This window comes from Actinophytocola sp., assembly GCF_036002505.1.
Lineage (GTDB): Bacteria > Actinomycetota > Actinomycetes > Mycobacteriales > Pseudonocardiaceae > DASYTH01.
Genome location: NZ_DASYTH010000027.1, coordinates 1 through 10,129, shown reverse-complemented (window position 1 = coordinate 10,129; position 10,129 = coordinate 1). Strand labels below are relative to the sequence as shown.

Genomic DNA, 10,129 nt, shown 5'->3' with positions numbered 1-10,129 from the left:
GCGTCGTCACGAACGATCCTCCCCAGGTCCAGTTCCACGACCCGGCGGCGCATCGAGTCGACGATCGAGTGGTCGTGGGTGGCCATCAGCACGGTGGTTCCGGTTCGGTTGATCCGCTCCAGCAGCAGCATGATGTCCTGGCTGGTGTCCGGGTCGAGGTTCCCGGTCGGCTCGTCGGCCAGGAGCATCAGCGGCCGGTTCACGAACGCGCGGGCGATGGCCACCCGCTGCTGCTCGCCGCCGGAGAGCTCATGCGGCATCCGGCTCGCCTTGCCCTCCAGGTTGACCAGCTCCAGCACCTCCGGTACCACCTTGCGGATGGTGTGCCGCGGCTTGCCGATCACCTCGAGGGCGAACGCGACGTTCTCCGCCACGGTCTTGTTGTTCAGCAGCCGGAAGTCCTGGAAAACGCAGCCGATCGACTGGCGCAGCCGCGGCACCCGCCGCCGCGCCATCCGGGCCACGTCGAAGTTGGCCACGTAGACGCGACCCCGCGAAGGCGTCTCCTCGCGCAGCAGCAGCCGCAGGAACGTCGACTTGCCCGAGCCGGACGGACCGATGAGGAAGACGAACTCCCCCTTGTCCATCTCGACGGTGACGTCCTCCAACGCCGGACGCGTGGACGTCTTGTAAACCTTTGACACGTGCTCGAGCCGAATCACGAGCGGGGAGTCTACCGCTGGCCGTGTTATCCGTTTGTTGCCTACCGGGCGCACCCATCCCAGTAGCTGACCGGTTACTCCCGAGCGCCGAACGGCCTGGTCAGTTCTCCTGGGAACGGCGCCAGCGGATGCCGGCCTCGAGGAAACCGTCGATGTCGCCGTCCAGCACCGCGGTGGGGTTGCCGACCTCGTGCTCGGTGCGCAGGTCCTTGACCATCTGATACGGATGCAGCACGTAGGAGCGCATCTGGTTGCCCCAGCTGGAGCCGCCGTCGCCCTTCAGCGCGTCCATCTCGGCGCGCTCCTCCTGGCGCTTGCGCTCCAGCAGCCGGGCCTGGAGCACCCGCATGGCCGCGGCCCGGTTCTGGATCTGCGACTTCTCGTTCTGGCAGGAGACCACGATCCCGGTCGGCAGGTGGGTGATCCGCACCGCCGAGTCGGTGGTGTTCACGCTCTGCCCGCCGGGGCCCGAGGAGCGGAACACGTCGATGCGGATGTCCTTCTCCGGGATGTCGATGTGGTCGACCGCCTCGACGAACGGGAGCACCTCGACCCCGGCGAACGACGTCTGCCGGCGACCCTGGTTGTCGAACGGCGAGATCCGCACCAGCCGGTGGGTGCCCTGCTCGACGGAAAGGGTGCCGTACGCGTAGGGCGCGCTGACCTTGAACGTGGCCGACCGGATCCCGGCCTCCTCGGCGTAGGAGGTGTCGTACACCTCGGCCGGATACCCGTGCCGCTCGGCCCAGCGCAGGTACATCCGCAGCAGCATCTCCGCCCAGTCGGCGGCGTCCACCCCACCGGCCTCCGAGCGGATGGTCATCAGCGCGTCCCGCTCGTCGTAGTCCCCGGACAGCAGGGTGCGCACCTCGAGCATGGAGATCTCCTTGCCCAGCCGGGCGCGTTCGGCGTCGGCCTCGGCGGCGGTGGACGCGTCCCCCTCGTCCTCGGCGAGCTCGTACAGCACATCGAGGTCGTTGAGCCGCTGGCGCAGGTCGGTAACCCGGCGCAGCTCGCCCTGCTTGTGCGAGAGCTGGCTGGTGATCTGCTGCGCCGACTCCGGGTCGTCCCACAGGTTCGGCCGGGCGGCCTGCTCCTCGAGCTCACCGATCTGCTTGCGCAGCGCATCGAGGTCCATCACCGCCTCGACGCTGGCCAGCGTGGCGGAGAGGTCCCTGAGATCGGTCGCGACGTCCGGGTTCACGGTGCCTTCCTATTTTGCTCGCTGGCTTAGCGCCAGTTTAGAAGGCTACGTGAACCCGGACGTCTAGGCGTGTCGGACCCGGCCGGGTCCGTTGGGTTGTCAGGCCGTGGGGATGGAGTCCAGCAGCTTCAGCACGGCCCGGGCCCGGGCCGCACCGAACTCGTGCACCGCCTTGGTGTAGGGGTCCTCCGAGGACTTGGCGGCGGTCCGCGCCGCCTCCGCCTCGTCGGCGTAGGACTTCTTCGCCGAGTCGACCAGTGCTGCTCGCTGTTTCGCGGTCAGCGCGCTCGCGTGCACCAGCCGGAGGATGAGCGGGCTGCGAAGGTGATCGGGGCCGGGATCGCCTCCCAGCCACATTTTGAACGCCTTCTTGCCGGCCGCCGTGATCACGTACTGCTGGCTCGAGCGCGGGCCCTGCTTGCCGAGGCGCACCAGCCCGGCGCTGGCCAGCGCCGGAAGCTCGCGGTAGACCTGGCTTCGGGTCACGCTGAAGAACGAGCCGAAACGGTCACGGGCGGCGGCGACCAGCTGTCCACCGGTCTGCGGGCCTTCGTGAAGTAAGCCCAGAAGTGCCGCGGCGGTTGCATTCAGTTCAGACACGAGTCCACCGTGCCACGCCGAAGCCCCGGTGTCCACAGTGGCCGGCAATCTGTCCACTGTGGCTCGTCGGACCTTGGCCACTTTCGACCCCCCGAATGGCCGAATGATTGCGCCACCTAGCGGAACAGCACCCCCGGATTGAGAATCCCCCTGGGATCCAACGACTTCCTCGCCGCGCGCAGCGCCGAAGCGAAGATTTCCGGTCGCTGGGCTTCGTACCAGCGAATATAGTCCCGGCCAACGGTGTGGTGTGGGTGATCGTGGCGCCCAGCCGCATCAGCACCTCGCTCGCCGAAGCCTTGATGTCGTCCCACATGGAGACTTAGCAACCACTCGAGCCCCGCACGAGAACCGTGACGTACGGCGCTACTCCATCCGGGTAAACATGGGTGGTCCTGCACGTGAGGATGCCCGGTTCTTTGCACAGTCGCTCGATCGCGGCGCCGACCTCCGCCCGGACCGCCCCGTACAGCCCGGCCGCTCGGTCCCATGTGCACGCTGTCTCAACGGTCTCCACGACGACACCCAATCGGGCCAACGCATCCCTTGAGTACGGCATCCGCAGAAATGCCCGCCCGTCAGGCACCGACCATATTGGGCTGGTCCGGGCTGTCCTGAGTGGACACCCACCGGTATGTACCGCCGTGGTCGGCGGCGAGCTCGCAGGCCCGGGCCAGTGCGCCGGCCACCGGATGGTCGCGGATTCGAAACCCAGCACCAGCACGGCGGAGCCGTGCCCGGGCACCGGCGTTGACCGCCGCCCCGGCCACGTCCAGCAGGCGTATGCGGCAGTCCGCACCGCGGCGAGCCCGGAGAACGAGCCGAATCGGACGTCCACGGCAGCCTTGCGCTCCGGGCGCGCCCGCAGCCGCAGCCACGCCTCGGTGATGACGCCCAGAGTCCCCTCGGAGCCCAGGAACATCCGATCCGGCGACGGGCCGGCCCCGGATCCCGGCAACCGCCGCGACTCGGCGATGCCGGCCGGCGTCACCACCCGAAGGGACTCCACGAAATCGTCGATATGCGTACAGCGCATGGCGTAATGGCCACCGGCCCGGGTGGCCAGCCACCCGCCCAGCGTGGAGAACTCGAAGCTCTGCGGAACAGTGCCAATGATTCGCTCGCAAGCTCGCTCATGTGCCTCGGGGTCAGCCCGTGCCCGGCGAACTGCCGCACCAGCGCCGGTCCGAGCACCCCACCCTGGATCCGCGCCGCCCGGGATACCGCATCCACTTCGAGCACTTGGTCCAGACCAGAAAGGTCCAGGCTCACCACGCCCGGATGCCCGCCTCCGCGGTACTCCACCCCGCCGACCACGGAACTGCCGCCGCCATAACGAATCACCGCGATCCCGGCACCGCCCGCCCAATCGAGCACGTCCACCACGTCCGCCTCGGTCCGCGGAAACGCCACCAGGTCCGGCGGGTTCGGCAGATCCCCGGCCAGCGCCCGCATCACGTCCCGATAGGACTTTCCGTACGTGTGCCCGGCCCGCGCGGAAGGCTCGGTCGTGCAGATCCCGGCCAGCGCCGCCGGCGGCTCGATCCGCGGGACACCCAGATCCAGATCGTCGACCCGGGGCGGCTGAAGCATTTCCTTAATCCAGTGCGGCGGCAGCCGCGCCGCCAGCCCCGCGAGCTCTTCGCCCCCGACGGCCGCGTCCACCCACCCCCCAGCCCACCACGACCGTGTCGAATTGCGCTCGCTCCGCTCGCGCGGCTCGCGGCCTCTCATCCGACTCGCGCCCGCACGGTCATGCACCCAGTACGTCGACCCAACCGCCGGTGCGCCAGTACATCCCGTGTTCCCGGCCGAGCAGGCCCTCGTCCACCAGCCGCCCGTCCGGAACGAAGGTGCGCAACAACGCCGCCAGCCGTCGATCCTCGACCCGATCACTCATGCTTCGACGCTAATCGCGGCACCGCCGACCGGCACCTTGTTTCCCTCGTGGCGTCGTGTAGACCCCCACGAACTACACGACGCCACCGGGAACAGGGTCCCCGCCCACCCCGGCAAAACCTTGCGGAAAACCTTGAAGCGCCCGGTCAGACCGGGTATACCGGCCTGAAGTGACGTGGGAATCGAGGGGACGAGTCAAGTGGAGTTCCGGCTCCTCGGCGCCGTGGAAGCACGCTTCAACGGCCGCGCCGTCGACCTCGGCCCGGCCCCGCAGCGCTGCCTGCTGGCGGCGCTGCTGATCGACCTCAACCACGTCGTGCCAGCTGACCAACTGCTGACCAGGGCGTGGGGCGACCGAATTCCGCGCCGCGCCCGGGATACGCTCTACAGCTATCTCTCCCGGCTGCGGCATGCGCTTGCCGGAGCGGAGAACGTCGACATCGCGCACCGGTCGGGCGGCTACCTGCTGACCGCCGACCCGTCCACGGTCGACGTGCATTGCTTTCGTCAGTTGGTGCGGAGCGCCCGCGAAGCCGAGGACGACGAGCATGCCGCGGTCCTGTTCGGACGGGCGCTGGCGCTGTGGCGGGGTAACGCGTTCGCCACGCTGGACACGCCGTGGCTCAACCAGGTGCGCACCGTCCTCGCCGCCGAGCGGCGGGCGGCCGAGCTGGACCGCAACGAGATCGAGCTGCGCCAGGGTCGGCACGGCGAGCTGCTCCCGGGCCTCACCACGAGCGCCGCCGAGAACCCGTTCGACGAGCGTCTGGCCGCCCAGCTCATGCTGGCGATGTACCGGGCCGGCCGCCAAGCCGAGGCCATCCGGGTTTACCACGACACGCGCTCCGCACTGATCGAGGAGTTGGGACTGGAGCCGGGACGCGAGCTCGTCCAGCTGCATCAGCGCATCCTGTCCGCCGACCTGCCGCCGACCGGCCCGGTGACCAGGTCCGCCGTGCCGCGGCAGCTGCCGGTCGACATCCTCCGCTTCACCGGGCGGAAGCGATATCTGGCCGACCTGCGAAACGGGCTCGAGTCCGGCGAGCCACCGGCCGCGGCGATCACCGTGATCGAGGGCACCGCGGGCGTGGGCAAGACCGCCCTGGCTGTCCACTTCGGACACAAGATCGCCCACGGCTTCCCGGACGGGCAGCTGTACCTCGACCTCCGCGGCTACGCCCCGACCGCACCCTTGACGACGGCGGAGGCACTCGGCTGGCTGCTGCGCAGCCTCGGCCTCCCGGCGGAACAGATTCCCATCGACGAGCAGGAGCAGGCCGCCCTGTACCGGTCCGTGCTGGCCGGCAAGCGGTTGCTGGTCGTGCTGGACGACGCGCGCGGCGCCGCTCAGGTCCGCCCGCTCCTGCCGGCCGGCCCGGGCTGCCTGGTGGTGATCACCAGCCGGACCACCCTGACCGCCCTGGACGGAGCCCGTCACCTCCACCTCGACATGCTGACCGAAGACGAGGCGTTGGCACTGCTCGCCAAGCTGACTGGCGATGACCGGGTCCGTCAGGAGCCCGACGCGGCCAGCACGGTGATCAACCTGTGTGCGCGGTTGCCGCTCGCCGTGCGGATCGCCGGCGCACGGCTGGCCGCCCGTCCGCACTGGACCATCGCCGCGCTCGTCGACCGCATGACCGACGAGCAACGCCGCCTCGACGAACTCGAGGTGGGCGACCGGGCCGTGCGCGCCAGCTTCGCGGTCACCCAGCAGGCCCTCGCGACCAGCGCGGACCCGATCGACCGGCGCGCGGCCCGCACCTTCCGGCTCCTCGGTGTGCTGGACTGGCTCGAGATCAGCGTGCCGGTGGCCGCGGCCCTGCTCGACCTACCCCAGCACGACACCCGCGAAGCGTTGGAGCGGCTGCTCGACGCCCACCTCCTGGACTCCACCGCACCTGGCCGCTACCACACCCACGACCTGCTGCGCATCTACGCGCGGGAGGCCGCCCGAAACGAGGAACCCGAACCTGTCCGCGAGGCGGCACTCCGCCGGGCCCTGGTCACCTATCTGGCCGCGGCCGAGCAGGCCACGCTGCTCCTCACGTCGGTCCCCCATGATGCCGGCGCCGAGTGCACGTCGCCGCCGCACGGCGGGTTCACGCTGCCGACGCCGGCCGACGCGGCCGCGTGGGTCGGAGCCGAACAGGTCAATCTGGTCGCCGCGGCCCGTCAAGCGGCCGCCAACAAGTCCACGGCGGCGCTCGCCGTGCGGCTCACCGCGAGCCTGACCCTGCCGTTCGAGATCCGGGGTCACTGGCGCGAGCTGGTCGCCCTGCGCGAGCTTGCCGCGAGCACCGCGCGGCAGTTGGCCGACCGGCGGGGCGAGGCGCTCGCCTGCCAGGACCTCGGGTTCGCCTACACCCGGTTCGGTCGCGTCGATGAGGCGATCACCGCGGTCCGCCGGGCGCTGCGCATCTGGCGGGAGATCGGGGACCGCCGCGGCGAACCGCGCGCCCTCAAGTACCTTGGCTTCGCCTATTTCGAACAGAACCGGATGGACGAGGCGATCACCTGCCACCAGCAGGCGCTCGCCATCTGCCGGGACATCGACGATCGCTATGGTCAGGCGGGCGCGCTGAACGCCCTCGGGCTGGACTACCAGCGTCTGGGGCGGTTCGCGGAGGCGATCGGGTGCCACGACGAGGCGTTGGCGCTGAACCGGGCGATCGGCAACCGCTACGGCGAGGCAAGCGCCCTCGGTAACCTCGGCTGGGCCAACCTCCGGGCCGGCGAGCTCGATCAGGCGGTGGCCGGACACCAGGGCGCTCTCCATCTCGCCCGGGCCATCGGCAACGACTACCAGGAGGCAGAGTCATTGTGGGGCCTGGGCCAGGTGCAGCAGGCCCGCGGCCGTCTTGACGAGGCACGCGGTTACTGGGATCAGGCGCTGACGATCCTTCACGACCTCAGGGCGCTCACCGCCGCGGCTGCCGACACCTTGCGCCGGCAGCCGATTCCGGACACGCCTGAGATCATCCAACGCAACACCTGACTCGCTGCCGGCCGAGGAGAGAACGGTCCATGACGCGCTATGTCGCCCTGCTGCGTGGTATCAACGTCGGCGGCCGCGCCAAGGTGCCGATGGCGGGCCTGCGCGCCACCTGCGAGTCGGTCGGCTGCACCGACGTGCTCACCTATATACAGAGTGGCAACGTGGCGCTCACCAGCCCGCTGGATCCGGCCAGGCTCCGCGCTACGCTCGAGGCCGCGATCGCCGAGCAGCTCGGCGTCGCGCCGGTCGTGGTGATCCGCACCCACCGCCAGCTCGCGGACGTGGTCGCCGCGAACCCGTTCCCCACCGACCCGGAGAATGTGCACGTGGCATTCCTGGCCGAGGCGCTTGACAAGGACCAGTCCGCCGCGGCGGCCGGTCTCGAGCGGCCGCACGAGGAGATCGCCGCACGGGGCACCGAGGTCTACTTCCACCTGCCCAACGGCATGGGCCGGGCCAAGCTCCCGGAGCTGTTCGGGCGCCGGGTCAAGACGCCCGCGACCGTGCGGAACTGGCGCACGGTGAACAAACTCGTCGAGATGTCGGCAAGTTGATCGATTACAAAGGGTAGTTGCGCTAGTATATCTGGGTGGTCATCAGCTGAACCCAGTGAACCGGTCTCCGGTGCGGCTTAACGTCGTAGCCACGACTGCGGGGGTCGCCGGTCGCCCTGCGAGATCTCCTGGCGGTGAACATGAGGGGTCGACGCCCCGGCTTTGGCGAGGTGCTCGGCGTCGGGGAGTTCCGCGCGCTGTGGGGCGCCGAGCTGTGCTCCATCCTCGGCGACCAGTTCGCCCGGGTCGCCCTCGCCCTGCTGGTGTTCCAGCAGACCTCCTCGGCCGGGCTGACCGCACTGACCTACGCCCTCACGTTCGCGCCGGCGGTGCTCGGCGGCGCGCTGCTCTCCGGCCTCGCCGACCGCTACCCGCGGCGGCGCGTCCTCGTCGTCACCGACCTGCTCCGGGCCGCGCTGGCCGGCGCGATGGCCGTCCCGGGGCTGCCGCTACCCGCGTTATGGACGCTCGTGGGGGTGCTCTGCATGGCCGGCGCACCCTTCAAGGCCGCCCAACTCGCACTGCTCCCGCAGATCCTGACCGGCGAACGGTACGTCGTCGGCCTGTCGTTGCGGCAGATCACCGGGCAGACCGCCCAACTCGCCGGGTTCGCCTCCGGCGGCCTGATCGTCGCCGCGGTCGAGCCGCACCTGGCCATCGCCCTGAATGCCGGCACGTTCCTGGTCAGCGCGCTGCTGATCATGCAAGGCGTGCGCCCGCGCCCGGCCGCCATGATCACAACCGACTGGCGGGCCACCGCCGAGCCAGCCGTGCGCATTGCCTCCAGCCGGACCCTGCTCCCGCTGGTCGTGCTCGTCTCCATCGCCGGCCTGTTCGTGGTGCCCGAAGGGGTCGCGGCTCCCTATGGCGCGGCGATCGGCGTCGGCTCGGTCGGGGTCGGCCTGCTGATGGCGGCCGACCCGCTGGGCAGCGTGCTCGGTGCCTGGCTCATCGCCCGCGTTCGGCTGCGGCCGACCCGGTCCTCCATGCTGCTCCTCGCCGCGGGTTCCGGCGTGCCACTGGTGATCTGCGGGCTCGGGCCCGGCCTGCTGATCTCGATCATGCTCTGGGCGATCAGTGGCGTGCTCTCCACGGCATACCTGATCCAGACCCAGGCCACTGTGGTCACGCTCGTGCCTGATCATCGTCGCGGTCAGGTGATGGGCCGGATCGCCACCTGCCTGTACGCCTCGCAGGGAATAGCGATCGTGGTCGGCGGTGTCGCGGCAGAGGCCACAGGACCCTTCCGAGCGGTCGCCGGAGCAGGTTTACTGGGACTCGTGCTCGTACTCTGCGTAGGCGGATGGTGGCAGCCTGTTGCTCGCTCCCGACGCGACCTGGTCGTCGGGAGCGAGCACGGAACTACTGGCGACCGCTCTCTTCACCACTCCTTGTTCGGCATGCAAGACACCTCCTCCCTAACTGGTCGCAAGTACGACGTGTCGACTGAGGACGGACCGCCTCACCACTCCTTGTTCCGCATGCCAGACACCTCCTTTCCAACTGGTCACGAGCACGACGTGTCGACTGAGGACGGACCGCCTCACCACTCCTTGTTCCGCATGCCAGACACCTCCTCCTGGGCAGGGCACCGACGCGATGACGTGTCGAATGAGAACGAATCGCCTCACCACTCCTTATTGCGCATGCCAGACACCTCCTCCGAGGCGGACGACGGGTACGATGACGTGACACAGCTTGCGGCCGAACGAATACCGCCACGGAACCGTCGATGGGGGCCAGGAGCGCCCTCATTATGGGGCTGGCTACACGGCATGGCCGGGGGTCGGGTATGCAGGGTGAGGATGGCCCGATGACGACCTGGATGCTGTGGACAAGACCCCGGCGGATCGTTTGCTACGTGCTCGGAGTCGAGTTCCTCACGGTCGTGCTGGCGATATGGGCGGGTTTCGCACACACGGTCACCCGGCCGGACGTGATGCGCTTCGCCACGATCGTCGTACTCGCTCTGCTGGCCGCCGAGGCGGCGAGGCACGTCGAACGCATGCGGCGCCATTTGGCGGATGCCCTCCACGTCAACCTGACTTCCGTGTGGACACTTGCGGCCGCCCTGCTGACCACGCCCAGCCTGGCCACCGCCACGGTCGTGATCCTCTACGGCCACCTGTGGGTGCGGACCTGGCGCCGGATCGCCGGCCGACACCCGCACCGCGTGGTGTTCTCCGTCGGCATGGTCGTGCTGTCCTGCCTG

The 10,129-nt window shown here is 69.6% G+C and carries 10 protein-coding genes and 1 pseudogene; 4 read left to right on the top strand and 7 right to left on the bottom strand.

The annotated features are described in order from the left end of the window. The 7 genes from ftsE to VGR06_RS01405 all read right to left on the bottom strand — a co-directional run. Positions 1-662, bottom strand: a 662-nt coding sequence (gene ftsE, locus VGR06_RS01435; RefSeq protein ID WP_327557076.1) for a cell division ATP-binding protein FtsE, incomplete at its 3' end; no start/stop codon positions are given. Positions 663-762: 100 nt separating this feature from the next. Next, complete coding sequence (gene prfB, locus VGR06_RS01430) at positions 763-1,866, bottom strand: peptide chain release factor 2 (RefSeq protein ID WP_327557075.1); 1,104 nt, start codon at positions 1,864-1,866, stop codon at positions 763-765. A 99-nt stretch (positions 1,867-1,965) separates the two neighbouring features. After that, a complete protein-coding gene (locus VGR06_RS01425; protein ID WP_327557074.1) occupies positions 1,966-2,466 on the bottom strand; it encodes a PadR family transcriptional regulator in 501 nt (166 codons plus the stop codon). Between the two features lie 116 nt (positions 2,467-2,582). Then, positions 2,583-2,780 (bottom strand): FAD-linked oxidase C-terminal domain-containing protein, encoded by a 198-nt coding sequence (locus VGR06_RS01420; RefSeq protein ID WP_327557073.1) that lies wholly within the window; start codon positions 2,778-2,780, stop codon positions 2,583-2,585. An 8-nt stretch (positions 2,781-2,788) separates the two neighbouring features. Next, positions 2,789-3,532, bottom strand: coding sequence for an FAD-linked oxidase C-terminal domain-containing protein (locus tag VGR06_RS01415; protein WP_327557077.1), 744 nt, complete (start codon positions 3,530-3,532; stop codon positions 2,789-2,791). After that, complete coding sequence (locus VGR06_RS01410; protein ID WP_327557072.1) at positions 3,454-4,131, bottom strand: FAD-binding oxidoreductase; 678 nt, start codon at positions 4,129-4,131, stop codon at positions 3,454-3,456. The genes VGR06_RS01415 and VGR06_RS01410 overlap by 79 nt, the downstream gene beginning before the upstream one ends. A gap of 88 nt (positions 4,132-4,219) precedes the next feature. Beyond that, entirely contained in the window at positions 4,220-4,366 is a 147-nt protein-coding gene (locus VGR06_RS01405; RefSeq protein WP_327557071.1) for a hypothetical protein, read from the bottom strand. 198 nt (positions 4,367-4,564) lie between these two features. Here VGR06_RS01405 and VGR06_RS01400 point away from each other — a divergent pair, with 198 nt between their 5' ends. The 4 genes and pseudogenes from VGR06_RS01400 to VGR06_RS01385 form a co-directional block, all read left to right on the top strand. Then, complete coding sequence (locus VGR06_RS01400) at positions 4,565-7,363, top strand: AfsR/SARP family transcriptional regulator (protein ID WP_327557070.1); 2,799 nt, start codon at positions 4,565-4,567, stop codon at positions 7,361-7,363. A gap of 29 nt (positions 7,364-7,392) precedes the next feature. Then, complete coding sequence (locus VGR06_RS01395) at positions 7,393-7,917, top strand: DUF1697 domain-containing protein (protein ID WP_327557069.1); 525 nt, start codon at positions 7,393-7,395, stop codon at positions 7,915-7,917. Positions 7,918-8,057: 140 nt separating this feature from the next. Next, a complete protein-coding gene (locus VGR06_RS01390) occupies positions 8,058-9,734 on the top strand; it encodes an MFS transporter (RefSeq protein WP_327557068.1) in 1,677 nt (558 codons plus the stop codon). Further along, positions 9,731-10,129, top strand: a pseudogene (locus tag VGR06_RS01385) (MFS transporter); the annotation flags it as partial. The gene VGR06_RS01390 and the pseudogene VGR06_RS01385, both read left to right, overlap by 4 nt.

What these genes read in the sequence shown, in the direction of transcription:
- VGR06_RS01395 (WP_327557069.1), top strand. Translation starts at nt 7,393, where the DNA reads ATGACGCGCTATGTCGCCCTGCTGCGTGGTATCAACGTCGGCGGCCGC.
- VGR06_RS01405 (WP_327557071.1), bottom strand. Translation starts at nt 4,366, where the DNA reads ATGAGTGATCGGGTCGAGGATCGACGGCTGGCGGCGTTGTTGCGCACC.
- VGR06_RS01390 (WP_327557068.1), top strand. Translation starts at nt 8,058, where the DNA reads ATGAGGGGTCGACGCCCCGGCTTTGGCGAGGTGCTCGGCGTCGGGGAG.